The organism is Bacillus sp. UNC437CL72CviS29, assembly GCF_000482345.1.
GTDB classification, from domain to species: Bacteria; Bacillota; Bacilli; order Bacillales; family Bacillaceae_G; genus Bacillus_A; species Bacillus_A arachidis.
Genome location: NZ_AXVB01000016.1, coordinates 26,388 through 52,742 on the forward strand (window position 1 = coordinate 26,388; position 26,355 = coordinate 52,742).

Annotated in this window: 24 protein-coding genes and 1 pseudogene; 24 read left to right on the top strand and 1 reads right to left on the bottom strand. The window is 34.0% G+C overall.

Going from position 1 to position 26,355, the window contains the following annotated elements:
* Nucleotides 1-46: 46 nt before the first annotated feature.
* The 7 genes from M014_RS0114615 to M014_RS29225 all read left to right on the top strand — a co-directional run bounded on the left by M014_RS0114615 (nucleotide 47) and on the right by M014_RS29225 (nucleotide 9,060).
* The gene (locus tag M014_RS0114615; protein WP_026592408.1) at nucleotides 47-808 is read left to right on the top strand and encodes an ABC transporter ATP-binding protein; all 762 of its coding nucleotides are present in this window, start codon (nucleotides 47-49) and stop codon (nucleotides 806-808) included.
* Nucleotides 809-1,558: an ABC transporter permease gene (locus M014_RS0114620; RefSeq protein ID WP_026592409.1), complete on the top strand. Its 750-nt coding sequence runs from the start codon at nucleotides 809-811 to the stop codon at nucleotides 1,556-1,558.
* A 344-nt stretch (nucleotides 1,559-1,902) separates the two neighbouring features.
* A complete protein-coding gene (gene adhP, locus M014_RS0114625; RefSeq protein ID WP_026592410.1) occupies nucleotides 1,903-2,946 on the top strand; it encodes an alcohol dehydrogenase AdhP in 1,044 nt (347 codons plus the stop codon).
* A gap of 1,595 nt (nucleotides 2,947-4,541) precedes the next feature.
* A complete protein-coding gene (gene nheA / locus M014_RS0114630) occupies nucleotides 4,542-5,705 on the top strand; it encodes a non-hemolytic enterotoxin subunit A (RefSeq protein WP_026592411.1) in 1,164 nt (387 codons plus the stop codon).
* A 50-nt stretch (nucleotides 5,706-5,755) separates the two neighbouring features.
* On the top strand, nucleotides 5,756-6,973 hold the full coding sequence (gene nheB, locus M014_RS0114635) for a non-hemolytic enterotoxin subunit B (RefSeq protein ID WP_026592412.1): 1,218 nt from the start codon (nucleotides 5,756-5,758) through the stop codon (nucleotides 6,971-6,973).
* 288 nt (nucleotides 6,974-7,261) lie between these two features.
* Nucleotides 7,262-8,347: a non-hemolytic enterotoxin subunit C gene (nheC, locus tag M014_RS0114640; RefSeq protein ID WP_026592413.1), complete on the top strand. Its 1,086-nt coding sequence runs from the start codon at nucleotides 7,262-7,264 to the stop codon at nucleotides 8,345-8,347.
* Between the two features lie 563 nt (nucleotides 8,348-8,910).
* Nucleotides 8,911-9,060, top strand: coding sequence for a hypothetical protein (locus M014_RS29225; RefSeq protein WP_155924336.1), 150 nt, complete (start codon nucleotides 8,911-8,913; stop codon nucleotides 9,058-9,060).
* A gap of 211 nt (nucleotides 9,061-9,271) precedes the next feature.
* On the opposite strand, the gene M014_RS27010 is transcribed toward M014_RS29225, so the two are convergent.
* On the bottom strand, nucleotides 9,272-9,607 hold the full coding sequence (locus tag M014_RS27010) for a hypothetical protein (protein WP_231503948.1): 336 nt from the start codon (nucleotides 9,605-9,607) through the stop codon (nucleotides 9,272-9,274).
* 526 nt (nucleotides 9,608-10,133) lie between these two features.
* Here M014_RS27010 and M014_RS29230 point away from each other — a divergent pair.
* The 17 genes and pseudogenes from M014_RS29230 to M014_RS28415 form a co-directional block, all read left to right on the top strand.
* Nucleotides 10,134-10,325 carry a hypothetical protein gene (locus tag M014_RS29230; RefSeq protein ID WP_035415129.1) on the top strand — a complete coding sequence of 64 codons (192 nt, stop codon included), beginning with the start codon at nucleotides 10,134-10,136 and terminating at the stop codon, nucleotides 10,323-10,325.
* 124 nt (nucleotides 10,326-10,449) lie between these two features.
* Complete coding sequence (locus tag M014_RS0114660) at nucleotides 10,450-10,800, top strand: ASCH domain-containing protein (RefSeq protein WP_016115601.1); 351 nt, start codon at nucleotides 10,450-10,452, stop codon at nucleotides 10,798-10,800.
* Nucleotides 10,801-10,818: 18 nt separating this feature from the next.
* Nucleotides 10,819-11,259: a DUF2269 family protein gene (locus tag M014_RS0114665; protein ID WP_026592415.1), complete on the top strand. Its 441-nt coding sequence runs from the start codon at nucleotides 10,819-10,821 to the stop codon at nucleotides 11,257-11,259.
* 351 nt (nucleotides 11,260-11,610) lie between these two features.
* The gene (locus tag M014_RS0114670) at nucleotides 11,611-11,802 is read left to right on the top strand and encodes a DUF378 domain-containing protein (protein ID WP_026592416.1); all 192 of its coding nucleotides are present in this window, start codon (nucleotides 11,611-11,613) and stop codon (nucleotides 11,800-11,802) included.
* Between the two features lie 202 nt (nucleotides 11,803-12,004).
* On the top strand, nucleotides 12,005-13,087 hold the full coding sequence (serC, locus tag M014_RS0114675) for a 3-phosphoserine/phosphohydroxythreonine transaminase (RefSeq protein ID WP_026592417.1): 1,083 nt from the start codon (nucleotides 12,005-12,007) through the stop codon (nucleotides 13,085-13,087).
* A 12-nt stretch (nucleotides 13,088-13,099) separates the two neighbouring features.
* On the top strand, nucleotides 13,100-14,272 hold the full coding sequence (locus M014_RS0114680) for a 3-phosphoglycerate dehydrogenase family protein (RefSeq protein WP_026592418.1): 1,173 nt from the start codon (nucleotides 13,100-13,102) through the stop codon (nucleotides 14,270-14,272).
* A 13-nt stretch (nucleotides 14,273-14,285) separates the two neighbouring features.
* Nucleotides 14,286-15,533, top strand: coding sequence for a DUF1015 domain-containing protein (locus M014_RS0114685; protein ID WP_026592419.1), 1,248 nt, complete (start codon nucleotides 14,286-14,288; stop codon nucleotides 15,531-15,533).
* A 419-nt stretch (nucleotides 15,534-15,952) separates the two neighbouring features.
* Nucleotides 15,953-16,711, top strand: a complete 759-nt coding sequence (locus M014_RS0114690; RefSeq protein WP_026592420.1) for a GNAT family N-acetyltransferase — start codon at nucleotides 15,953-15,955, stop codon at nucleotides 16,709-16,711.
* Between the two features lie 294 nt (nucleotides 16,712-17,005).
* Nucleotides 17,006-17,494 carry a DinB family protein gene (locus M014_RS0114695; protein ID WP_026592421.1) on the top strand — a complete coding sequence of 163 codons (489 nt, stop codon included), beginning with the start codon at nucleotides 17,006-17,008 and terminating at the stop codon, nucleotides 17,492-17,494.
* 309 nt (nucleotides 17,495-17,803) lie between these two features.
* On the top strand, nucleotides 17,804-18,469 hold the full coding sequence (locus tag M014_RS0114700; RefSeq protein WP_442852737.1) for a formylglycine-generating enzyme family protein: 666 nt from the start codon (nucleotides 17,804-17,806) through the stop codon (nucleotides 18,467-18,469).
* A gap of 199 nt (nucleotides 18,470-18,668) precedes the next feature.
* A complete protein-coding gene (locus M014_RS0114705; protein ID WP_026592423.1) occupies nucleotides 18,669-19,340 on the top strand; it encodes a response regulator transcription factor in 672 nt (223 codons plus the stop codon).
* Between the two features lies 1 nt (nucleotide 19,341).
* Nucleotides 19,342-20,718: a sensor histidine kinase gene (locus tag M014_RS0114710; RefSeq protein WP_026592424.1), complete on the top strand. Its 1,377-nt coding sequence runs from the start codon at nucleotides 19,342-19,344 to the stop codon at nucleotides 20,716-20,718.
* A gap of 367 nt (nucleotides 20,719-21,085) precedes the next feature.
* Nucleotides 21,086-21,841 (top strand): ABC transporter ATP-binding protein, encoded by a 756-nt coding sequence (locus M014_RS0114715; protein WP_026592425.1) that lies wholly within the window; start codon nucleotides 21,086-21,088, stop codon nucleotides 21,839-21,841.
* Between the two features lie 23 nt (nucleotides 21,842-21,864).
* Nucleotides 21,865-23,835, top strand: coding sequence for an FtsX-like permease family protein (locus M014_RS0114720; protein WP_026592426.1), 1,971 nt, complete (start codon nucleotides 21,865-21,867; stop codon nucleotides 23,833-23,835).
* 78 nt (nucleotides 23,836-23,913) lie between these two features.
* Nucleotides 23,914-25,500, top strand: a complete 1,587-nt coding sequence (locus M014_RS0114725) for an ATP-binding protein (RefSeq protein WP_026592427.1) — start codon at nucleotides 23,914-23,916, stop codon at nucleotides 25,498-25,500.
* Nucleotides 25,469-26,092, top strand: coding sequence for a response regulator transcription factor (locus tag M014_RS0114730; protein WP_051588581.1), 624 nt, complete (start codon nucleotides 25,469-25,471; stop codon nucleotides 26,090-26,092). The genes M014_RS0114725 and M014_RS0114730 overlap by 32 nt, the downstream gene beginning before the upstream one ends.
* 34 nt (nucleotides 26,093-26,126) lie before the next feature.
* Nucleotides 26,127-26,294 (top strand): annotated as a pseudogene (locus tag M014_RS28415) (ATP-binding protein); the annotation flags it as partial.
* Nucleotides 26,295-26,355: the final 61 nt, after the last annotated feature.

Sequence of the window (26,355 nt, forward strand, 5' to 3'; positions counted from 1 at the left end):
TAGGCAATCTGCTCCGCAAAGCGCTTTTTATAAGGAGGAAAAAAGTATGAGCAATGCAGCGATTTCTGTAAAAGGGTTAAAAAAATCCTTTAAAGACAAGGAAGTCTTAAAGGGGGTGGATTTTGAGGTGCAGCGTGGCTCCATTTTCGCACTGCTGGGCTCAAATGGAGCAGGCAAGACGACGACGGTCAACATCCTCTCGACACTGATGAAGCCCGATGACGGTGAAGTAGGTATTTGTGGCTTTAACGTCCAGCGCCAACCAGATCATGTTCGCCAAAGCATCAGCCTAACAGGGCAGTTTGCAGCTTTAGACGGCATGCTCACCGGGCGGGAAAACCTAATGATGATCGCCAAGTTGCGTGGAGTCTCCAATCCCGCTCAAGTCGCCGATAATCTGCTTGCAAGATTCAGCCTAACCGATGCGGCAAATCGCCGGGCAGATACGTATTCCGGCGGGATGAAGCGCCGGCTTGACATTGCCATGAGCCTGATCGGGACGCCAGCAGTCATTTTTCTCGACGAACCGACGACAGGGCTTGATCCCGAAGCGCGAATTGAAGTGTGGGATACTGTCAAGAAGCTGGCCGACGGCGGCACAACCATCTTGCTTACAACCCAGTACCTGGAGGAAGCTGAACAACTGGCGGACCGTATCGCCATCCTACATGGTGGGAAAATCATCACGACCGGTACCCTTACCGAACTCAAAGAGAGGTTCCCGCCAGCGAAAGTGGAGTACATCGAGAAGCAGCCGACATTGGAGGAAATTTTCCTCGCGATTATCAGCAAAAAGGAGGAGATGTAAATGAAAAGTAAAACAGGGGTATTACTAGGGCGTTTAATGCGCAACATCATGCGCAGTCCGGATACGATTATCACGGTGGCGATTACGCCGATTATGATGATGCTGCTGTTTGTCTACGTATTTGGCGGGGCCATAGAGACAGGGACGGACAACTACGTCAATTATTTATTGCCGGGAATCTTGCTGATGGCTATCGCATCCGGCGTTGCTTACACTTCCGTCCGGCTGTTTACGGATGTAAAGAGCGGGCTGATGGCGCGTTTCATTACCATGCCCATCAAGCGCTCGTCGGTATTGTGGGCTCACGTATTGACCTCGCTTGTTTCCAATCTGCTTACTATCGTGGTGGTTATCCTCGTCGCGCTCTTGATGGGCTTCCGTTCCAGCGCGGATATCCTGGATTGGCTCGCGGTAGCTGGGATACTCGGGCTGTTTACGCTGGCGCTGACATGGCTGGCAGTCATTCCCGGATTGACCGCGAGATCTATGGAGGGGGCGACAGCCTACTCGTACCCGCTGATTTTCCTGCCGTTTATCAGTTCGGCCTTTGTCCCCACCGAAACCATGCCTAAAATTGTCCGTGCGTTCGCTGAGAACCAACCCGTGACTTCAATCGTGAATGCGATTCGTGCCCTCTTGTATGAAGGGCCTGTTGGCAACGATATTTGGATCGCGCTTGCTTGGTGTGTAGGCATTATGGTCCTCGCTTACTTCTTTGCCAATAAAGCATTTAAACGCCAGTTAGGATAAGTACACCATCGGTTCGGTGTCTCGTGGCAACTAAATCTTCCGAAATAAAATATGTGTTTGGAAAAGCGCGGAAAAATTGTCCGTGCTTTAATTATTTGTCATGTTTTCAAGATAACTTAACTGGTACTGTGATATTGTTTCTTGATTAAACAAATCAGCATCGAAAACACTTTATATAAAACTTCAAATATTGTTCACTATTCCACAAAATTTCTTCCAAATTTTATGTTATGATTAACCAGTAATGATGATTAAACACTTGAATTTGGTACAATAATTGGCCATAACAGTGAGAACAAAAGTTGTGAGATGAACGCATTAAAATACTAAAGGGGAGATCACATATGAAAGCAGTAGTGGTTAATAAAAACAGCAAAGCAAACATTGATGTTATTGACAAAGAATTGCGTCCGTTACGCTCAGGCGAAGCATTAGTAGATGTAGAGTATTGTGGAGTTTGTCATACTGACTTGCACGTTGCGAATCATGATTTTGGTAACACAGATGGCCGCATCCTTGGTCACGAGGGTGTAGGTATTGTAACTAAAATTGCTGATGATGTTACTTCACTTAAAATTGGGGATCGTGTAAGTATCGCATGGATGTTCCAATCTTGCGGACGTTGTGAATATTGCGTAACTGGTAGAGAAACATTCTGTCGTGAAGTTAAGAATGCTGGTTATACAGTAGATGGCGGCATGGCTGAACAATGTATCGTTACTGCTGATTATGCGGTAAAAGTACCAGAAGGATTAGATCCTGCCGAGGCATCATCAATCACATGTGCGGGCGTAACTACATACAAAGCTATTAAAGTATCAAACATTAAACCTGGTCAACCTATCGTAATCTACGGTTGTGGTGGATTAGGTAACCTCGCTATTCAATATGCTAAGAATGTATTTGGTGCAAAAGTAATTGCAGTAGATATCAATGATGACAAATTAGCATTAGCTAAAGAGGTTGGTGCCGATATGACTATCAATCCAATTACTCAAGGTCCTGCTGATAAGATTATTCAAGAGACGATTGGTGGCGCTTATGCTGCTGTAGTAACAGCGGTTTCTAAAGTAGCCTTCAACTCAGCAGTTGATGCGGTACGTGCTTGCGGAAAAGTAGTTGCGGTAGGTTTACCAGTAGAAACTATGGACTTAAACATTCCACGACTTGTACTAGACGGAATTGAAGTAGTTGGTTCTCTAGTTGGTACTCGTAAGGACTTAGAAGAGGCATTTATGTTCGGTGCAGAAGGAAAAGTAGTGCCGGTTGTTCAAACTTGCCCATTAGAGGATGTACAAGATGTATTCGAAGAAATGGAACAAGGTAAGATTCAAGGTCGTATGGTAATCGATTTTAAACAGCATAAGTGTAATTGCGAGTGTAAATAATTTATTTTGTTTCAACTATCGTTGGTACGATTCTCTTAGTAAATATTAAAAAGGTAGCTTCTTGGGCATAAGTCCGGTATTGAACCGGATTTATGCCTTTTAATTTTGTCTAGTTCTGTTTGGATTTGAATCAATATTGTGGACACAAAGAAGTTAAATCTAAGTTACATTTTTAGCTAGATCTTCTATTGCTTGGTAAGTTTCATAGTACTTCAACAAAGGAGGAAGTTGTTACAGAAGCAATGTGCATTTAATTATGCTTGTAAAAAAAAATAAGACAAATAATTTTCTAGTTATTTAAGTTAGTATAAATATGTAAAAATTATATATCGATACATGTATATAATCTAGTATGATTCATATCGAGGTTTTTAACATACTTCAGCATATTAGCTTTATACCCTAAAGATGAAAAAAGAAATCTTTTATTTCTATAAGATCTCTTTTTTTTATGCAATCCATATAAATGACTCATATACCGAACATACTTCCAATACATGAATCATTTGTATAAATTGCATTGAGTATGACTCCTAAAAAAATTATAGGACATACCTCTTAAGTAGATTAAAAAACTAAGTACTTGATACATTTCATATTTCATTTAAATATAGCTAAATCTTTTGAATGAAATTTGTAGAATAACTTTTCCATAAATTATCTTCATCGTTTTAAAAATACTCGATTAGATAATCATAGAAGAAAACAATTTGGATAGGAACAAATTGTTTTCTTCTGGAGGGTACAACAAAGAAAGAGTAGGAAAGCAATACATAAACATGCCAATCAAAAGGAATGGAACAAACTGACAAAAAACAAAAACTGAAAAATCAGAAAATTAAATCACTAAGGGTGCCTATTTACTCTCTCTTTGTGAGTATAAGTTTAACATTAATAATAAAATAAAACAACAAAAAAATACAAAATTCTGATAAAATCGACATTTTTCTAACGGATAATTGTGTAATGTGTTTTTTGTGAGCAGTGTTTTATTTAAAATCGTTTTAAATCTGTTATAAAGGTATTAACTAAAAGTGCCTATTTTCATGTAATTCTGCATATCTAAATAAGGGATCATAGTGTGAGGTATGGTGTTAAATTATACTATAAATATTTTCTTTATAATAAACTTAATCTAGTTAAATTTTAAAAATTCATTTCGATATAGAAATATCAAGTTATAATTGTTTTGATTACTTAAATGATGTTTAACAATAGTTTTTTTAGTATAACAATTCTTTTTTGTTTAAATAAATAAATTTTAAGGTGATTAAGTATTATTATGTAATTCTATGATTTACTTATAAAAAACTTAGTGTTTTAATAAGGGTGTAAGGTCCTTACAACTCATAAGATGCAAAAAAGAGATCAAAATTTTTATTTATCTTTGATGAAGCTTCCAAGAGGGATAGTTTTATAGAGAAGTAATATGTACAGATAGTTATAATCTACAATTACATTCTCGTAATTAACATCAAAATAACCATTTATACAGATAATTAGTTATAAAGTCGTTTTTCTAAAAATAGAATAAAACACTTAGAGTTTAATCTAAATGTTTTATCAAGAGATATTAACCAATAGGAGGAATTAACATGAAAAAAACGTTAGTCGCAGGTTTATTGGCTACAGCAGTATCCACAAGCTGTTTCACACCTGTAAATGCTTATGCTGCAGAAAGTAAGCAACCTCAATTTAAACAAACAAGTGTTCAGAACTTTCTTGCTGTGAATACACTATCAAATTCAATCAGATCACTGGGCTCAAACACTCCTTTAATACAAGGATATGGATTAGTTATCTTAAAACAACCAGACTTTAAAGTAAATGCTATGAGTAGTTTAAACACTGATCAAAAAATTGCAAGAAAACATGTTCAAGACTGGATGGATGAATATAATCCTAAAATCTTCAACTTAAATCAAGAAATGATGTCATTTAGTACAATGTTTAATAACTATTATAGTAAATTAAATGAATTAGCTGGAAAAGTGAATGAAGATCAGAAAGCAAAAGAAGAATTTGTAAGTGCTTTCAATGCACTTCAAGAAGAAGTGCAAACGATTCAAGATGATATGGGGCAAACTTCAGTAGACTTAAACTGGTATAAAGATGAATTGGTTCAAGATAGCGAAAGTCTTACTAAAAGAGCTAACACAGCTATTGAATCTTTAAATGGTTCAAATGGAGAGATTGCACAACTAAGAGCACAAATTAAACAAATTCAAGAAGAGATTCAAAATGAACTTACAAAAATTTTAAATCGAGCAAAAGAAATTAGAGGAACTTCTTTGAGCGTTGGAAAGCAGGCTGTTGAGATTAGTAAAACAGCACTTGAAACTAAAACAATAGAATTTAGTTCTATTGAAAGCCTTGGTGACACAATTGAAAATTCATCAGATGCTCATATACGAGAAGCTAGTAATAATATTAAACAAAAAAGACAACAATTAATCCCATTAATACAAAAGTTATCACAAAATGAAATTCAAGCAACTCAAATTACTCTTATTGAAGATCAAGTAGGTAGCTTTACAAGTTTAATTAAGAGACAACTTAAGACTTTTGACGTTTTAGTGAAAGATTGGAAAGCGTTAAATGAAACAATGACTCAAATGAAGATTAATTCGGATGCAAATGCAAAGATTGATTCAATGGCATTACAAACACAATTAACACAGCTTAAAAAATTGAATGATGAATTGAATAAGCAAACAACTCAATATGAAGAATTCGTTACAAAAGTAAAAGTAAACTAAGCTTCATTTTAGAATGAAGACTAACTTGAATCATATAAGGAGAGAAAAACATGGCAAAAAAACCTTATAAAGTAATGGCTTTATCCACATTAATAGCAACAATGGCAGCAGCTAATATCATGCCGACATATGCTTCTGCAGCGGAAAATACAGCAAAACCAGCTGCTGTTCATGCTAAGGCAACTGATGCAACAGGCACGCATGCTGAGTATTCATTAGGACCAGATGGTCTTAGAGAAGCATTAGAAAAAACAGGGTCAAATGTTTTGACAATGGATTTGTATGCTTTAACAATTCTTAAGCAAGCTAATGCTAATTTTAATGATATAACTACAATTGACGATGCTTTAAAAGCAAAAATCATTGAACATCAAAAACTTGCTAGAGGAAATGCGAATGAATGGTTAGATACTCTAAAACCACAACTAATTTCTACAAACGAGAATATCATCAATTACAGTGACCAATTTAAAAATTATTATAAGACTTTACAAAATGCTGTAGATATAGCTGTAGAAAAAGGGGACACAGAAAAACTAACGGCTGGACTTACACAATTAACTGAAAGTATTTCAGCTAATAAAAAAGAAGTAGACGATCTAGTGAAACAGCTGAAAAGTTTCCGTAGCAAAATGGCATCTGATACACAAAGCTTTAAAGACGATGCCAACCAAATCACGTCTGTTTTAGCTAGTCAAGATGCTGGAATACCTCTTCTAGAAAAACAAATCTCGGCAAATATGGAGAGCATTAATAAAAATAATGCAATTCTTATTTCAGCATCTGTATCAACAGCTCTAGGCCCAATGGCTATTATAGGTGGTGTAGCATTAATTGCTACTGGTGTAGGAGCTAAAGCGGGCGCTGTACTTATTACAGTCGGTGTAGGCGCTACGGCACTGGGTGTAACAGGAGTTGTGTTAGCAAAACAAGAAATTGATAGAGCGCAGGGAGATATTCAAAAACTCACTGGGGATATTTCAAACATAAAATTACAGGTAGTTGGATTAACAAATCTTAAAAAGCAAACTGAAAGTTTATCAGAGACTATTGATATTGCTATTGATTCACTTCAAAATATTTCAAACCAGTGGCAAACAATGGGATCAAAATATAATTCTTTACTTAAAAACGTTAACAAAGTTAAACCAAACCAGCTTGGATTTATAAAAGAAAATCTCCAGACAGCAAACGATAGCTGGGAAAAAATTCAAAAGTATGCTGAAGATATTCAAAATAGTGAAATTAAAGTAGCAGAGAATAACTAGTAATATTTACTCAAAAAAGGTTAGAAAATAAAATTATTCGAAATAAAAGAATTTATCAGCGTAAAAGATAAGTGATGCGAGTCTCCTGTTCAATCTTGAGCAGGAGATTTCCTATATAGAGATTTAACTAGATACGAATTATAGAAGAGCCCTTATAAACTTTATTTAAATCTATATAGATTCAAAAGGTACTTTTTTTACAAGAATTATAACGTGTTTGTAGTAAGTGATAAAACCTTATGAATTCCATAAAATCCGTGATACATATGAAAGAGAAGGTGAGGAATGATGAATAAAAAATTATATAAGAAAATTGCTTTATCTATGGCTATTACCGGAATGGCAACAAGTAGTGTAATGCCACTTCATACTTTAGCAGCAGAACAAACCGGACAATCACAACAGCAAGAAAGCAATAGTGAAACTTCTCTTGTTCCTGAGGGATTTAAAGAAGCAATAGGCCAAATGGCAGCTAATACATTTGTTATGGATTCATATGCCCAAACACTTCTTAAGCAACAACAAACGGACCTGAGTGGAATCAGCTCTATAAATGGTGATTTGCGAGCAAACATGATCAAACATCAAAAAGATGCACAAACGAATGCAACATATTGGTTAGAAGACTTAAACCCACATATTATGAAAAACGCTCAACATATTGTGGATTATAATAAAGCATTTCAAATACATTATAAGAATTTACTAGCTGCTATAAATCAACAGGACACAGTAAGCTTTAAAAATGAATTAGAAACATTGCATCATAGTATTTTGAATAACACCAATGAAGTGGATGAATTACTAAAAAAACTGAAGGCATTTCGAAATAAAATGTTAGAAGATACAAGAAGTTTCAAAGATGACTCAAACCAATTGACATCTATTTTAGAAAGTACAAATGCTGGCATTCCGTATTTACAGCATCAAATCAATAGTTATAACGATCTCATTAAGAAAAGTAATGATATGATTATTGCTGGAGGAGTCTTGGTATTATTCACTTTTGGAGCTAGTATAGCAATGATTGCTACCGCTAAAAGCAATATTTCATCTGCAGAGCAAGAAATACAAAAATTACAGTCTAGGATTTCTGGAGCACAGCAAGAAGTGGCTATTTTAACAGATGCCAAAAATAAAACTGCACATATGTCTGATACAATTGATACAGCAATTACTGCTCTTCAGAATATATCGAATCAGTGGCATACAATAGGAAGTAAATATAGTAAATTGTTGACTAGAGTTGAAAAAATGAACCGTGATGATTTTACATTTATGGAAGAGGATTTGAATACAGCTAGTGATAAATGGGAAGATATTAATAATTATGTGAATAAATTATTTGCAGGTGCAGAAAAAATGAAACAATAACAGTAACAACGGGAGAAAAAAATAAGCAAGTGCGTGGCTACAACAGTTAGGAAATTATCATTAGAATTATTAGGAAAGTAATAATTGCTCATCGAAAATTGATACATTTATTTCAAAGAGGTCCTTTAAAATAAAAGAACCTCTTTTTTCAGTTTAGGGGTATATCCCAATTGGCATATGCTTAGATGATGAAGTATGTTAGAAACTTAATTGTCAATTATAGTATCTATGCGTTTTATTATTAGTGATTAGGAAATCCTTTACAATGTAAGCGTTTTCTTTTATAATAATAATGGGTTGGATGGCACGCGTGGCTGTCAAGGTATTTAGCGTAGGTGGGGCTAATACTATAAAAAAATATGATTTTTTCACTATTATTGATTTTTACATATATTAGTTTTTACTTTAAATAGGTATGTATTGTATGAAAGAAGAATCTCTTCACAGGATGAACTGTACCCCGAATCGTGGATACTTAAAAAAGTCCATGATTCGGGGGTCTTTGTGTTTTTGCACCTATTCCTTGTTATAATGAAAACAATGATAAAAGTAAGGTACGGGAAATGGGTAAAATTATTTTTAATGAAATTCAAATGAAACAGCTAGAGAAGAATAAAAATCTCGTGAAGGTATCAGAACGTTCTCTTACCTTTTGTTCGGATGGATTGGACATCAATGGGTTTGTTGTGAAGTCAATGATTAAGGTGAAATGAATATAAACTAATAAATAAACGTTTACATTCAAAAATAAAGAAATCCCGAGATTCTTTTTTATAGATCAATAATATATATTATTCAATTATTGAAAAGGAACGTCGTATATAAACCATGTTCCATTTTTTTGATACATATGGAATTGAATGTCTGTACCTATCCATGGGGGCATATTAATAACGGCGGAATCCTTATAATCTTTGTCTATTATTACGGATGATCTTGCAAATTTAAAAGATGATAGAATTGTTTCATGAAATTTAGGTGCCTCTTTAAAAATTGTTTCTTTTCTCCGGTCATTTTTTTGTCATTTTTATAGAAAAGATAAGTTGTTTCATAATTTTTTTCTTGTATCGAATGTAAATATAATCTTACTACTGTTTTAGGTTCTTGCTCTTTTAGTGTATAAATATCTTGGGATTTTTGTAATTCATTATATAACTTTTTTTCTGTATGATTTAAATCTGTTAAATAAGGTGAAAGAGGAAATACAAACCCAAGAATAATGATTACTAAAATTAATAAACCTAGCTTTTTCTTGTTCATCTAAAAGCTCCTTATCTTGTTGCTTACAATATATAAATATTTTAATTTAATATAATGAGGTTTTGCTAGGCTTTTTATTAAAAATAGATTTTTTTGTTTGCCTTTTATTATTTACAACTTTGAATAAAATAAAAATTACATGGAAGTTTCTCGAGTTAAAAAGAAACATTACGTACGTTTGAAGAGAAATTACAGGAAAGAATGAATATGTTGCTGTAGCAGGAGTAGATATTTACGGGTATTAATCTCTTGTTTAATATGTTTAATTCATTTTTTTAACACATAATATAGATAAATATGGTAAAATGGTAATTGGATGGGAGTCCAGCACTTATATTATTAAAATTAAAGTGGTTATCAAGTCAGAAAAAGGCACCTTTAAGGTGCCTTTTTCATTTCAGTGGTGAAATAATAAATAAAAATGAAAATCTTTATGAATGGGGTATCTTCTTAGTAATCATTTTTTCTGTTCCCCTTATTTATCGTGCTGAGAAGTTGTACAACCTGTATCAGAGGGGAACTGGAAATGCAACGCCAGATTGTTGAAAATCCTCATTTAAATCTTATTCAAGATAAGCACTCAATTAGTGCAATAATATTTTTTGTTACTGCTTCAGCTGGAGTAAATGCTTCGGTTATAGTTTGTCACTATTTGGGTTATAAATCAGTCCATTTATCTTTATCAATCTTTATTATAAATTATCAAACTTTATTTTAAATCTACAGTATAAACATTGTATGAAAGTTTGTTACCCTTATTAAATAGAAACTTGCTTTATAGAATAATTTTTTTATATGATAAAGTGGGCTTATGCTTAAATGAAAAAAGGAGAGTGACCCAGATGACAAACCAAAATGAAACGAACGCTTTACCACCAAAAACATGTACGATTGAACGTCTCATCACGATTCAGGAGGACATTGAAAAAGTGCTTGCAGGACAGAAAACGGCTACTCGCCGCAACGGGAGATATGCGGATGTCGGGGAAGTGATGGAACTTCAAGGTCACCGGTATGTTGTGGAGAAGGTCTATTCGCAGTCACTTGGCGAATTGACTGATGAGCATGCCCGTCAAGAAGGCTATGCGAATGTGGAGGAATATAAGCAATCTATTCTGTCTCTTCACCCCGGCATGCCGTGGCTGCCAAATATGAGAGTTTGGGTTCATGAGTTCCGTCCCATCGAAGGTTAATGTGATATAAGGATGGACATGTTGTATCGACTGCTTCTGTATATACATATTTTCAGTGCAATCTTATCCATCGGCCCATTTTTTGTATTGCTTCCGCTCATCAAAAAACTGCGGGCTTCAGAGGACCAAGCACAGCAGGCTTATCTGGATGTATTCCGATTTTCGGTCAGGCTGGCCAAGCATGCCGGGCATGTGCTGGTTACATCCGGGGTTCTGCTTGTACTGGCGGGCCCTTGGACTTGGAGGACCCCTTGGATAGTGATGACCCTTATTCTCATGGCGAGTTCATTATTTTTCCTGGCCCGCGCCTTTTCGCCGACCATTCGGAAATTCAGCGAAACGGGCCAAGACAAGGACGCCTTGATTCAATTGTTGCGGCGTTCCGTTTGGATTTACATTGTTCTTTTAATGGCGATGTTATGGTTCATGGTGACAAAGCCTGCGTTGTGGCAGGGGTGATAGGTCTAGGGCGAATAGCGGCTTTGTGTGATTGCCGTTTGAATTCGCTGGGCGGCATGGAACAAGGACAAGCCAAAACTGGCTTGTCCTTGTTGTAGTTACGCTTTGAAGAGGTGATGGAATAGCCTTTTACGATCTGGACCTATTATCCCAAAGCAAGGTTTTTGCCTGAGTTGCGCAGTTTTATCATTTTGAGGTAGTATTACTTTGTTTTTGTTGAACATTTAGATAGGATATTCTTACTTGTGAATGCGTGAAAAATTTAATTAAAAAATATGAAAGTTTTTTGATTTGTTACATATATTTTAGTGAAAGGCCTTTCACCATTTTATCACCTAGGGGGCAATCATAATGAAATTTTTGTCGTACCTTACAGTAATTCTGGTGATTCTTGGCGGTTTGAATTGGTTGTTTGTTGCATTGGATTATAATGTAGTTGAGAAATGGTTTGGTTCTACACCAGTTCTTGTTGATACCATTTATTGGATTTTTGGTCTTGCTGCTCTTTATCAAATTTATGATCGGTTCTTTACGGATAATTAGCTCTTATAAATTTATGAATGGAGTGTTAAGCGAAAGGCTTAACACTTTTTTGTATTTTTATGAATACAAATGTATCTGCAAACGGTTCCATTGCGTCTTGCACCTTAATAAGGCAAAACAAATTGACCGTATATTTTATATGGGTTATAATTCAGAAAGTTTAAAAAATAATAAATATAGAAACAGGGAGGTTATACAGTTGATGGAGAGAGTTTACAATTTTTCAGCAGGACCATCTATACTCCCTTTGCCAGTTTTAGAAAAAGTGCAAAAGGAGCTTTTGAATTATAACCGGACAGGCATGTCTATTATGGAAATGAGTCACCGATCTTCAGAGTTTCAAAATATTATAGATGAAGCAAGTAGCTTGCTTCGTGAATTGATGTACATTCCCGAGAATTACGACGTTCTATTTTTACAAGGAGGGGCATCCCTGCAGTTTTCAATGGTTCCATTAAATTTAATGAATGAACATAAAAGAGCTGGATATGTCCTTACAGGGTCATGGTCTAAGAAAGCCTTACAGGAGGCTCAGAAAACTGGAGAAGTAGAAGTTATTGCTTCATCGGAAGAAAATCAATTTTCAACGATTCCACATGTTGATGTTTCAATGATTACGAAAGAACTAGATTTTGTTCATATAACAACGAATAATACGATTGAAGGAACCAAATATGTTGAATTACCAAAATTAGAGAATATTCCACTTATTGCTGATATGTCTTCAAATATTTTATCTGAAGAATACGATGTAGAGAAATTCGGTTTCATCTATGCAGGAGCACAAAAGAATTTAGGACCAGCAGGACTAACAATTGCAATTATTAGAAAAGACTTAATTGGTAAAGCGGATACCTCTTGTCCGACAATGTTAAACTATGAAACTTACAGTAAAAATAATTCCTTATATAATACACCACCATCCTTTAGTATTTATGTGACGAAGCTAGTATTAGAATGGTTAAAGGAGCAGGGAGGGGTATCTGCGATTGAAGAACAAAATAGAAAAAAAGCAGCGATTCTATACGATTTCCTAGATGAATCGAAATTATTTACTTCACCGGTTGATCCTGTATATCGTTCGCTTATGAATATTCCATTTACAACACCATCCAATGATTTAAATAAGCAATTTTTACAAAAAGCTAATACGTTAGGGCTTGTTACATTGAAAGGTCATCGCTCGGTTGGTGGCATGCGGGCTAGTATTTATAATGCGATGCCAGTAGAAGGCGTTCAACAATTAGTAGATTACATGAAGGGTTTTGAGCTAGAGAATAGATAGGGAGATGGGGAAATGTTTCGCGTTCAAACATTAAATCAGATTGCTGAAAAAGGTTTGCAAATTTTTGACGGAGAGCGATATGAAGTTGGAGAAGGATTAGAACATCCCGATGGTATATTACTACGGAGTTTTTCCTTACATCAAGAAGGTTTTTCAAAGGATTTAAAGGCGATTGCAAGAGCGGGGGCTGGTGTAAATAACATTCCTGTAGAACGTTGTACAGAAAGAGGGATTGTTGTTTTCAATACACCAGGGGCAAATGCGAATGCAGTAAAAGAGCTTATTCTTGCAGGTCTTATTATGTCATCACGTAATATTATAAGTGGGGTTAGTTGGGCAGCTGGGTTAGAAGGTCAAGAAGTTCCGCAGCTTGTAGAAGCAGGGAAAAAACAATTTGTGGGATCAGAGATTGCAGGAAAACGACTTGGTGTTATCGGACTTGGTGCGATTGGAGCTCTTGTCGCAAATGATGCATTATCTCTTGGTATGGATGTTGTAGGGTATGATCCATATATATCTGTTGAAACAGCATGGCGCTTATCAACACAAGTACAACGTGCATTTAGTTTAGATGAAATCTTTTCGACATGTGACTACATTACATTGCATATTCCACTGACAGATCAAACGAGAGGGATAATTGGAGAACATGCTGTGCAAACAATAAAAAAGGGTGTCCGTCTCTTTAACTTCTCAAGAGGAGAACTTGTGGATGAAGTTACGTTAGCAAAAGCTTTAGAAGAAGGGATCATTAATCATTACGTAACTGATTTTCCAAATGAAAATGTAATAAAAATGAAAAATGTAACGGCAACTCCACATCTTGGAGCCTCCACATATGAGTCTGAAGAGAATTGTGCGATTATGGCAGCTCGCCAGTTACGTGATTATTTGGAAACAGGAAACATCCATAACTCAGTAAACTATCCAAATGTGGAACTGCCTTATGTTGGAAAGAAACGAATTACAATTATGCATCAAAACGTTCCAAACATGGTGGGGCAAATTACAGGGTGTTTAGCGGAACATCATATTAATATAGCTGATATGATAAACCGTAGTAAAGGCTCTTTTGCATATACAATGATTGATATTGATAATGGAATTGATGATATAATTAAAGAAAATGTAGTTGGAAATATAAAGGGGATTACAGGTGTAGTAGCTGTTCGAATGATTGTATAAAGGAGAGAGAGATTTGGCGACAATTCGACCGTTCAGGGCAATTCGTCCAGTATCTGATAAGGCTGCACAAGTTGCAGCACTGCCGTATGATGTGTTAAATAGTAAAGAAGCAAGAGAAATTGTAAAGGGAAATCCATATTCCTTTTTACATATCGATAAAGCTGAAATAGATTTAGACCCAGCCGTTTCACCATATGAAAACAGCGTATATGAAAAGGCAAGTGAAAATCTACAACGTTTAATCCAAGAAGAAGTATTGATTCAAGATGAAGAGCCATGTCTTTATATTTATCAATTAACAATGCAAGGGCGAACGCAGTCTGGACTTGTCGTTTGTACATCAATTGATGAGTATACCGATAATACAATAAAAAAACATGAGCGGACTCGTCACGAAAAAGAACAAGATCGTATTCGTCATGTAGATGTATGTAATGCGAATACTGGTCCTATTTTTTTAACATACCGCACAAAAGAAGCTGTAACAAAGTTAATTGCAAATTGGCAAGAAAATCATACGCCAATTTATCAATTTACTGCCGATGATGGTGTGGAGCATGTAATATGGAAAATCGCAGAAAATGATGCGATTTCGGCATTGGTAGAATTATTTGAAGAGATTCCATCCCTATATATTGCAGATGGGCATCATCGCTCAGCATCTGCTGTGAAAGTAGGGCTTATGCGTAGGGAACAATATCCGAACTATACAGGTGAAGAAGAATTTAATTTCTTTTTATCTGTGTTATTCCCTCATGATGAACTATCGATTTGGGATTACAATCGTGTCGTGAAAGATTTAAATGGTTTATCTGAGGAACAATTTTTACAGCAAATTTCACAATACTTTTATGTGGAAAAAGCAAGTGTATCCCCATATAAACCAACTGAACCAAAATCATTTGGTATGTATTTAGATCAGTGGTGGTATAAACTCACTGTAAAAGTAGAAACATTTGATTCCCATGATGTTGTAAAACGTTTAGATGTTTCTATTTTACAAGATCATTTATTGAGTCAAGTATTACAAATTCACGACCCACGTGCAGATAGCCGCATTGATTTTGTTGGTGGTATTCGAGGTTTAGAGGAGCTAGAGCGCCTAGTAAATCGTGGTGATTATAAAGTAGCGTTTGCTTTATATCCGACATCAATGGAGGATTTATTAGCAATTGCAGATGCGGGAGAAGTTATGCCGCCAAAGTCCACTTGGTTTGAACCGAAGCTTCGTAGTGGACTTTGCATACATTCTTTAGAATAGAGAACAGACAGTATATCAAATTCAAGACATATAAATAGTAAGAGTAAAGATAGTATGAATAGCTTTTACTGAAAGACATGGGAAATGCGGATTGATTTCCAAATAAAGACGTGTTATTTAACGAATATGAGAAAGAAGAAGAGGAGTGGGGAATACCACTCCTTTTATCACGACATACTTTCGTTGCTTTATTAAAACATGTTTTAGACTATAGAAATAAGGTCTTCCTTTTGTCCCTACATAATAGAGTTGTTAAAAATAGTAAAGTCGTTTAAAAGATAATGAATTTCTTTAAAAAGGTGGTGTGAAACTCAATTTTTATACCATCTTTTCTAATTTCTTTGTACAATGAAGAGAAAGAATATTCCGATATTAATTCCGTTAAGAAAAGGGCGATTCATGATTGGAGATGTTATACTGTGGAGATTTTTGACATAGTTAGTGTAGACGAAACAAACTTGGAAAGAGAAGGATGCTACTGTCTTCGTAGCAAACCAAATTCAACAGGATATATAAATAAAAATAGATGGTTAATGGAAAGATTTAAAGAAGGTTTAAAGTATATAAAAATAATGGAAGATAGCAAACTAGCAGGATTTATTGAATATGCACCGATTGAATACTCTTCAAGAGTGGTTTATGGCGAAAATTATATCGTTATTCATTGTCTTTGGGTACATATAACAGGTAAGGGTTATGCGTCGAAGTTGATTCAGCAGTGTATGAAAGAAGCAAAAAAACAAAATAAGAATGGTGTTATCGTTGTAACGAATTCGAATACTTCTTGGACACCAAGTAAAGATATTTTTATTAAAAATGAATTTATTGAAATCGCACAAGCACCTTATGGGTTTGAATTGCTAGTTTATAAATTTGATGATTCTCCTAATCCATATTTTCCGAGCGACTGGAATGAAAGACTTCAAACTTTTCATGAATTAACGATTGTAAGAACACAACAATGTCCATTTATCGAGGTTGCTTCTGATAACGTTTTAGAAGCAGCAAATAAGTTGGGGATAAAAACTATAATTATTGATATTCAAAGCAGAGAAGAGTTATTAAAACTGTCACCAACACCATACGGCATATACGGGGTAATCTTTAAAAATGAATTAATTACATATCATCGACTAACGATACATTCGGCAATGAAACGATTGAAAGAGTTAGGTTGATTCAAAATGGAGAGCAAATAGTTCCATAAAAAATGTATGAGACTGAAATGTATTGATACAATTATATTCTTCTTACTATCCCCACCTTATCATATAAAATAAAGTATGCTATGCAATTCTTAGACAAGAAATAAGAACGATTGTAAGAAAATATACGTAAAAAAAGAAAATGTATTAATTCTTGTATAAAGCTTTTAAAAGAGAAAAAGGTCTCATTCTGATGAATATAGAATTAGTCTCTGTGTTTATTGTGTATAACGGGGATTACGGTAAATAAAAGAGGAGTGATATTGAATGTTAGATGTTTTAAAGCAACAATACAACTTTATTAGCTCTACCAGAGAAAATTTATTTGCATTTTTGGAAGAAATCCCGCCGCAAAAGTTGCACAACACAGTTCCGAATTTCGGAAGCGGTAGCATTATAAAGACCCATATTCATGTAGCCGATTGCTATCGATACTGGCTTGGATCATTCGCATGTAACAAAAAAAGATCTGACTTTTCGTTTGCTACTGATTATGAAATTGAGCATTCAGATGTCGAGTTGGTTCGTAAAAGGTTTGAGTTAGTAGATGAGATTGTACAACGTTTTTTTGATGAATTCAATACGCGCTGGTTCGAAAATATAGAAAATGAAGTGAAATGGCAAAAAGAACCGTGGAGTACGACTCCGCTATGGCTTTTAACTCATACTGAGACACATGAGTTTCATCATAAAGGACAAATCGTATCAATGGCACGTCACCTCGGATACAATCCTCCTAACACAGACCTTGATTAATTCAAATGTATTAAAAAATAATCTACTATAACTGCCGAGAACAGAAAGTATGTGAAGGATTGGTTTTTCTGTTTAAATGCAAATCTTATATTGTTATAGCCTACATTAGTATAGGTATTTTTGTTACAGGTATCATTGGATGGAACGGAAAAATTGAAGCTATACAAGATAATAAAAATACATCATCCTTTGGAGTTAAAGGATATCACCAAAAAACAACGTAACTTTTGTATCAATCTAATGGTTCTAAATGTAATGAAATTCACGGCATTAAGATCGTTAGGAGGAAGTAAAGTGTCAAATAAAATAATGAGTTACATTGACAACCAGATGGTAAAAATTCCAGAAGGAGAAGTGGAGCTAAGGGACGATAGAATAAAAAGTAAATGGAAAGTGGCAATAAGGCCATTTCTTCTTGCACAGTATCCTGTAACTGCGGATCTGTACTATGGGATTACAAATCAGTCACCTAATTCTTTTGATAAAGATCTAAAACCGGTTGTAAATATTTCTTGGAATGATGCCATCTCTTTTTGCAATCAACTTTCACAGAAAGCTGGACTGAAAGAGTGTTATTCTATAAGTGATAATGGTGAAAATATTATTTGTAATGGGGAATCTGATGGCTATCGACTTCCTACAGAAGCAGAGTGGCAATATGCATGTAAAGCGGGGACTACTGGTTATAGATATGGAGAGATTGATAAGATTGCTTGGTATGATGGAAATTCAGGTGGCAAAATCCATGAAGTAGGAAGAAAGGAACCGAATGCATGGGGTCTGTATGATATGTTAGGGAATGTTTGGGAGTGGTGCTTTGATTTATATGATGAACAAGTGTACGGCTCCTATCGAATTTTTCGAGGAGGTAGCTGGGCTGAAGAGGCCAGGGGGTGCGGAGCTTCATGTCGTCGTCGTAGCCATCCGACATTTTATATTGACGACCTTGGGTTCCGTCTTGCACGGTCATTTTAACTTCCTCAAACGAGTGCAATTTCAGGGAAGTACAGCTCAACTAATCGAGAGTGAAAGTAAAATAAAAAAGAACCTGTATCTTTAATTGCTTGGTAAAAGATACAGGTTTTCATTTTTATTCTGTCTTTTTCTTGCAAAAAACACAATTGTTTCTTAATGTAATGTTGTAGAGAGATAAACAAGGAAGGGTTTAACGAATATGATACATATTTTATTAGCAGATGATGATAAGCACATTAGAGAATTATTACATTACCACTTACAAAAGGAAGGGTTTAAAGTTTTTGAAGCTGAGGATGGAAAAGTAGCGCAATCTATATTAGAAAGGGAAAATATTCACCTTGCTCTTGTCGATATTATGATGCCGTTTGTGGATGGTTATACTTTATGCGAAGAAATTAGAAAGTATCATGATATACCTGTTATTTTATTAACTGCAAAAGACCAACTAGTGGATAAAGAGAAAGGATTTGTTTCTGGAACAGATGATTATATTGTAAAACCATTTGAACCAGCAGAAGTAATTTTTCGTATGAAAGCTTTGCTTCGTCGTTATCAAATGTTGAGTGCGGACGTTATCACGCTTCATGGGACAACGATTGATAGAAAAAGTTTTGAGGTGAAATGTAATAATCAAACCATCTTATTGCCATTAAAGGAATTTGAATTATTGTCACAACTTGCTGGGTATCCTGGTAGAACATTTTCAAGAGAAGAGTTGATTGAACTTGTTTGGGGAATGGATTTTGAAGGGGATGAACGGACAGTTGATGTTCATATTAAACGTCTTCGAGATCGTTTTTCAAAACGAACAGATGATTTTCAAATTAAAACAGTACGTGGACTTGGTTATAAGTTGGAGCTGAAATAAGATGAAGTCACTTTATTCTAGATTTGCATTGATTACGATTGGGATTATGCTTCTTAGTAGCATAATTGGTTTTTTATTAACCAATGTGTATTATCAAGTGAAATTAAAACCGTATAATAGCGAAAAGATTTTACGTTATGCTGAAGAAATAAAGCGCTTGTATGAAAAACAAACGGAAGAAAATAAGGATGAGTATTTGCATTCAATTGCAAAATTAGGGTATGAGATTTATGTAGTAGATGATCAAAAACAGGGGAAACGTATTGGAAATGCTTTTCGAAAGACAAAAATTAGCGATGAAACAATTAATGAAGTCTTACAAGGGAAAACATACAATGGTGTTTCTACTTATCCAACTCGACTATTTATAACAGGCTTTTTTGATAATGAATTAATTAATAGCGTTGGGGTTCCACTGAAACATGGTGATAAGCAGTATGCTTTATTTATTCGTCCTGATATTCAGCAGCAGTTTGGTGAAATGAGGATTTTCTTAGCAGTGTTGCTAGGATTTATTGTTGTATTAAGTATCATTTTTATTGCAATTGCAGCTCGTTATATCGTTCGTCCAATTCAAACATTTACTAAAGCGACGCAGAAAATTGCGAGTGGTGAATATGATATTGAATTAGAAGAAGGACGAAAAGATGAAATTGGGACATTATCTACAAGTTTTAAAAAGATGACAAAAAGTATAAAAGAGTTAGATCAAATGAGACAAGAGTTTGTTTCCAACGTGTCTCATGAATTTCAATCTCCGCTATCTTCCATTCAAGGTTTTTCGAAGACATTACAGTCAGAAAAGATGACAGAAGAGGAACGGAAACATTATTTGCAAATTATTGAGACTGAAAGTAAACGAATGTCTAGTTTATGTAAACAGTTACTCACGCTTGCTTCTTTAGATAAAGAGGAAAAGGTTCTTCAAATAAAAGAGTTTGATTTGCAAAAACAAATGAAAGACGTCATTTTTATGTTGGAATGGAAATGGCGTGAAAAAGATATCGCGGTTGAATTTGATGTTCCTAACGTGAATATAAAGGGCGATGAGAATTTACTTCATCAAGTGTGGACAAATATATTTACAAATAGTATTAAGTTTACAGATAGTGGTGGAACCATCGCATTTGCTGCCCGAGAATTAGAAACGAGTGTAGTAATTTCAATCTCAGATAGCGGGATTGGTATGGGGAAAGAAGAAGTGGATCGGATTTTTGATCGATTTTATAAGGTGGATACAGCGAGGGCTCGTAATGTAGAGGGAAGTGGCTTAGGATTATCCATTGTGAAGAAAATTGTTGAATTACATAATGGGAAAATATCGGTGGAGAGTGTAAAAGGAGAAGGTACGACGTTTCAGATTGAATTACCGAAATAATGAGAAGGGCTGATTTAAAGAGGGAATCTTTAAATCAGCCCTTTTTTATAGGATCCTATATAGGATTAAGTGATAAAAATGTTAAAAGAAAATATGTAAATCGAACGAGGTAGATTATTGGAGTTAGCCATTTGAAAATGGGTAATTTATAGTTGGATTACACTGGGAATGCAACACAAATAGTATAGAAAAAATTGAAGGGCAACTTTTTAAAAGTGCTCATTATGTAGCTGACAGCTAAACGGAGGGGGTGTTTACAAATAGAGTAAATTTGTAATGTAAGTAGAAGATTGCGTTTTTTACTCATGCTTCTTTATATATTGAAGAATAAAATTAACATATCAATGAATTGAAAGGAGCAAATGAGGTGAATACATTATTATCTGCAAAGGATGTTACAAAAATTTACAATAAGACTGAATTGCCTGGATTAAATAAAGTATCTTTTGATATTGAATCAGGTGAATTTATTGGCATTATGGGTGCTTCAGGATCTGGAAAGACAACTTTATTAAATATACTATCAACTATTGATACACCAACAGATGGAGATGTTTTGATAAATGGCGTCAATATTAAAACACTTAATAATAACAAATCTGCAGATTTTAGGAAGGATCATTTAGGCTTTATTTTTCAAGAGTATTTTTTACTTGATAGTTTAACGGTACAAGAAAATATTGCTGTGCCACTTACATTGTTAAACAAATCTCCAAATGAAATTGAATTGACTATAGAAAGTTTAGCGAAGCGCTTTGGCATATTCGAACAATTATCAAAGTACCCTAGTCAACTTTCTGGAGGACAAAAGCAGAGGGTTGCGGCAGCAAGAGCGATTGCGAAGCAGCCAAGTATATTATTTGCAGATGAACCAACCGGCGCGTTAGATTCAAATTCTGCAACAGAGCTACTTCAAAAGTTAAGAGAGGTTAATGAGGATCTTCATACAACAATTTTGATGGTAACCCATGACGCTTATGCAGCAAGTTTTTCAAGTAGAATCTTAATATTCAAGGATGGGAATATTTTGAAAGAATTAAAAAGAAACGAAAAGGGTAGAAAAGAATTTTTTGAAGAGATATTAAAGGAAATCTCAAAAATTGATGAAAATCGATATAACTAAGAGTGTGAAAGGAAGGCATGACTGTGGGATTATTAACAATAGCAAAAAAGAATCTGAAGAATAACTTTTCCTTCTATGCGTTCTATTTCGTTTCAGTGGCTTTTGTTTTGATGGTGTTTTTCGCCTTTATTTCTTTTTCCATGAACGATATTATCATGGAAAAGATTTCGTCTGATGGTAGAGTAGAAACAATGTCGAGAACGGTGGCAATCTTCGTTATGGCATTTGTACTATTCTATATGTCATACTCCAATACTTTCTTTATGAAAAAAAGAATGAAAGAGCTGGGAATTTATTCGCTCTTGGGGTATCGAAAGTCAACTATGGTAAAATTATTAACCTTTGAAAATATTATCATTTGTTTTACTGCTCTAATTGTAGGCGTAGTGCTGGGTGCTATTGCTCATAAGGGAATTATCGAGATGATAGTCAGAGTACTCAATTTACAAATTAATACTTCTGAAGTGCCGCTAATTAATCTCAATTCGGTACTATTCACTTCTATTTTTATATTTGCTGTTTTGATAGTCTTATTTTTATCAAACTGGATAATCCTTCGGAAAAGTTCCTTACTTACTTTGGTACGCTTGGAGAAAAAGGAAGAAAAGCAGGTGAAAGTTAATACAGCCGTATCGCTATTAGGACTATTCTTGATTTTGGCAGGCTATGTCTTAGCTATTGATATTGTAAGAGGAAGCGAATCGTTGTGGAAAACGATAGGATTTTCACCAATTGCGCTTGTAACAATGTTAAGTGTGGTATTAGGGACAATCTTCTTTATTCACTCCTTTTTACCTTTTGCTATTGGAAAATTGAAGAAAAAGAAAAAATGGTTTTATAAGGAATCGAATATTATTATCATTCCAAACTTTATATTTAAAATCCGTTCGAAGGCAAAGACTTTAATTTTGTTAACTTTATTAGCTGCAGGAACTTTGGCTATATTTGGTTCCACTATACTGACGCTTTACTATCCGGTTGCTGCTACAGAACGTATCGTACCGTCAGCTATTGAGTTCCCGTTGGAAGATAAAGAACTGGCTAATAAAGCAATTAAAGCTGTGCAAGATACTGTCGGAAAAGAAAACATGAAATACAAAGAAACGACTATTATTCAAGGAACATCCGCTTCTGAAAATTTGCCTAAAGAATATAGTATGAAGAAAGAACATGGATTTGATCTGATCTCTGAGTCAGATTACAGGGAGTTAATAAATTTTCAGGGGAAAAATATAGAGTTTGAGAATTTAGGTAAAAATGAAAGCATCTTAGTAAAATATAGGCCTGAAAAAGAAAAGTTAGATAAAGAGAATATATATACTTTGAACTTAACATCTACAAATAGCGTGGATGTAAAAGTGAAAGAGACTACATTACTTAACCCAATCGGATTTGCCAATAGTGTAGGGACTCTTATTATTTCTGACAAACTTTATAAAGAAATAAAAGCATTAGGGCCTCCAGAAAAGACTATGATAAGCATTAACGGAACAGATATGAGAGATAACAAACAAGTCTATGAAAACTTAGCGCCACTATTTAAAGATAACATTTATTTTACAAGTAGTTATCAAAAAAATGATTACATTATCCAGCAGAATGGCTCAACATTTCTGCTCATTAGTTTTGTTACTATCATCTTTTTTATTGCAACAGGTAGCATACTCTATTTTCATAATCTTTCGAGTATGATGTCAAACAAAAATGAATTTACAATTTTACAAAGAATGGGATATAACAAGAAAAAGATAAAAAGGATAATTAAAAAAGAAATCTTTACGTTATTTAGCATCCCTTACATATTAGGGTTATCGCATAGTATTTTTGCATTAGTGGCATACAAAACTGCTTTAATGGACGATTTATTAGGAAAAAGCAGCGCCTTTATATTGCCAATTCTTTTTGCGGTAATTATTTTTACAGCTGTTTATATCATTTATTATTTGTTAACAAAAAGAGCATGCTATAAAATTATATTTAGCGATAAAAAGTAAAAATTTACAGATAAAGCTGATGATAATAAACAAACATCAGCTTTATCTGTATGTAATCTAGTAAAGGTAAGTGAGTCTATGAAAAAGTACTATGAGCAAAAACAAATATTTATTTTAATGAATCAACTTTGCATGATTATTTTTTTGTGCTATGAATTTTTGCAAGGTAAGATTGCAGGAACAGCAAAGTTACTTCCACTAACGTTTATAACAATAATGGTAATATATGGGGCATATATTAATTTTGTAAACATAAAAGAAAATAACACGTTATCAAAATTCTCCAAATTGCTACTTTTTGCTGCATGGCAATTTTTACTGACACTTAATGGAAGTCAAATTTCTTATACAGTAAGTATACTATTTAGTGTAGTAATTCTATATAAGACCGTACAATTTTTGCTTTTGTTCTTTTTCCAAGATTCTATTTATGCTTATAAAAAAGAAACAGACTGGATTTTAAAGATTACATGCGTATTAACATTTGTTGCGAAATTGATAAACGATAAAATATTTGCTGTTCTATTTTCATGTCAATGGATTTTTAGTTTTATTTGCATCATTTTTTTATTTTTGAAACATCGAAAACGAATTAAATTTATCTTCACAAGCGAAAAAAAACATTTACTTAAATCTGTTACTATTCTTATCGCTCTCTTTATTGTGTATGCTGTGTTGTTTGCAGGAAGCCCTGAATATTTAAGTAATTTAGGGTGGTATATCGTGATCCTGTTGCCCTTATTCAGTATTCATGCCATTGCCTTTAAAAGCCATATATTTCTGAAGCAATATTTTCTTTTAAAGGAAGGTAAAATGGTATTCATGTTTTTATGTTGTATTGTTTTTATTAGTTCGCTTGGGCTGTTGTTTAGATTTAATATGATTACCTATTTTATCATTATACATACGATTCTTTGGTTTGTTCTTCTTTATTTTATCCTATTATTTCAAGACATAAAAAATACGATCTTAAAGGTGGATACAGAAGAACCAAAAGCTTTGCCAGAAAGTTCTTACGTTCACAATCTCTTGCAAATAGCTAAAGAGGAGAAGTTGAAAAGTGAATTTTCTAATTATTTGCATGATGAAATATTGCAAGATATATTAGCAGTTAAAAATATGATGAATAAATCTAATAAAGAAGAAATTCATAAAATGATAGTAAAAACGTTGGACAACTTAAACCAGTCAATACGTGTACAAATGCAAGAGTACCAACCAACATTGTTAAAGACACTCACATTAAAAAAGAATTATAGCAATTTGCTTGAGGTGATACAGCAAAAATACGGAATGAAAAATATTGATATATCTTTTAATTGTAATGACAATTTATTCTTAGTTGAACCTTATAATCTTGTTATATACCGAATTTTAAAAGAATTAGTAACAAATGCATTCAAACATTCTAAATGTTCTAAGTTAGTTTTGAGTTTGGTACAAGAAAATAACAAAATAGAGCTTATAGTAAAAGATAATGGGATAGGTATGGGAAATGAGAAGCAAATTCCTAATGAACATAGAGGGTTGAATTCTATTAAAGAACAACTGTTTTTGTTAAACGGTAACATGACTATCTCAGAATGCAAGCCTTCTGGTTTATGTATTATTATTTTTATTCCTATGAAAGGAGATGATTCCTATCAATATTTTATTAATAGATGACCATGCTTTGTTTTCAAAAAGTTTGGAGATAGCTTTGGAAGATTACCCTGAGATAGATGAATTCTATTCATTACAAAATGTTGAAAATGTTATCACAATCATTAAAGAGTTTAAGCCAGACATTATTTTAATAGATATAAATTTAAACAATATCTGTAGCGAGGATGGTTTAGAAATAGCAAAAAGTATTTTAGATAGTAAATATGATACGAAAATAGTTATATTAACAGGTTATGATTTGCCTGTTTATCGATATGAAGCTCAAAAAATTGGTGTAAGTGGTTTTATTAATAAAAATATTATGCCAGATAAGTTGCTAGAAATTTTAATTAAGATTAACGAAGGTAGTTGTTATTTTCCAATATCCACGGACTATGTTGAAGAATTAACTGATAGTGAAAAACAAATTTTACAGTTACTATGTGAAGGATATAAGCGTAAAGAAATTGCTACCATGTTGTATGCTAGTGAACGCACAATATCAAACCACATTCAACATATATTTGATAAATTAGATGTTTCATCCTCATTAGAAGCTGTAACAAAAGGAATACAATTAGGGTATATTCAACCTCATTATAGAAATTGTTAATGAAGCTAAAGCTAAGGCTTGAATTCAATGGGGAATTTTTGATCGATTTTATAAGGTGGATACAGCGAGGGCTCGTAATGTAGAGGGAAGTGGCTTAGGATTATCCATTGTGAAGAAGATTGTTGAATTACATAATGGGAAAATATCGGTGGAGAGTGTAAAAGGAGAAGGTACGACGTTTCGAATTGAAATTCCTAAATGATGAGAAGGGCTATTTGAAATAAGTAGTTCCGTTTTCAGGGAGAAACATTTTAAATATCATA

What these genes read in the sequence shown, in the direction of transcription:
- serC (WP_026592417.1), top strand. Translation starts at nt 12,005, where the DNA reads ATGGAGAGAGTTTACAATTTTTCAGCAGGACCATCTATACTCCCTTTG.
- M014_RS27010 (WP_231503948.1), bottom strand. Translation starts at nt 9,607, where the DNA reads ATGAACAAGAAAAAGCTAGGTTTATTAATTTTAGTAATCATTATTCTT.
- M014_RS0114695 (WP_026592421.1), top strand. Translation starts at nt 17,006, where the DNA reads ATGTTAGATGTTTTAAAGCAACAATACAACTTTATTAGCTCTACCAGA.
- M014_RS0114660 (WP_016115601.1), top strand. Translation starts at nt 10,450, where the DNA reads ATGACAAACCAAAATGAAACGAACGCTTTACCACCAAAAACATGTACG.
- M014_RS0114730 (WP_051588581.1), top strand. Translation starts at nt 25,469, where the DNA reads ATGATTCCTATCAATATTTTATTAATAGATGACCATGCTTTGTTTTCA.
- M014_RS0114700 (WP_442852737.1), top strand. Translation starts at nt 17,804, where the DNA reads ATGAGTTACATTGACAACCAGATGGTAAAAATTCCAGAAGGAGAAGTG.
- adhP (WP_026592410.1), top strand. Translation starts at nt 1,903, where the DNA reads ATGAAAGCAGTAGTGGTTAATAAAAACAGCAAAGCAAACATTGATGTT.
- nheA (WP_026592411.1), top strand. Translation starts at nt 4,542, where the DNA reads ATGAAAAAAACGTTAGTCGCAGGTTTATTGGCTACAGCAGTATCCACA.
- M014_RS0114665 (WP_026592415.1), top strand. Translation starts at nt 10,819, where the DNA reads ATGTTGTATCGACTGCTTCTGTATATACATATTTTCAGTGCAATCTTA.
- M014_RS29230 (WP_035415129.1), top strand. Translation starts at nt 10,134, where the DNA reads ATGCAACGCCAGATTGTTGAAAATCCTCATTTAAATCTTATTCAAGAT.
- nheC (WP_026592413.1), top strand. Translation starts at nt 7,262, where the DNA reads ATGAATAAAAAATTATATAAGAAAATTGCTTTATCTATGGCTATTACC.
- M014_RS29225 (WP_155924336.1), top strand. Translation starts at nt 8,911, where the DNA reads ATGGGTAAAATTATTTTTAATGAAATTCAAATGAAACAGCTAGAGAAG.
- M014_RS0114615 (WP_026592408.1), top strand. Translation starts at nt 47, where the DNA reads ATGAGCAATGCAGCGATTTCTGTAAAAGGGTTAAAAAAATCCTTTAAA.
- M014_RS0114705 (WP_026592423.1), top strand. Translation starts at nt 18,669, where the DNA reads ATGATACATATTTTATTAGCAGATGATGATAAGCACATTAGAGAATTA.
- M014_RS0114620 (WP_026592409.1), top strand. Translation starts at nt 809, where the DNA reads ATGAAAAGTAAAACAGGGGTATTACTAGGGCGTTTAATGCGCAACATC.
- M014_RS0114725 (WP_026592427.1), top strand. Translation starts at nt 23,914, where the DNA reads ATGAAAAAGTACTATGAGCAAAAACAAATATTTATTTTAATGAATCAA.
- nheB (WP_026592412.1), top strand. Translation starts at nt 5,756, where the DNA reads ATGGCAAAAAAACCTTATAAAGTAATGGCTTTATCCACATTAATAGCA.
- M014_RS0114680 (WP_026592418.1), top strand. Translation starts at nt 13,100, where the DNA reads ATGTTTCGCGTTCAAACATTAAATCAGATTGCTGAAAAAGGTTTGCAA.
- M014_RS0114670 (WP_026592416.1), top strand. Translation starts at nt 11,611, where the DNA reads ATGAAATTTTTGTCGTACCTTACAGTAATTCTGGTGATTCTTGGCGGT.
- M014_RS0114710 (WP_026592424.1), top strand. Translation starts at nt 19,342, where the DNA reads ATGAAGTCACTTTATTCTAGATTTGCATTGATTACGATTGGGATTATG.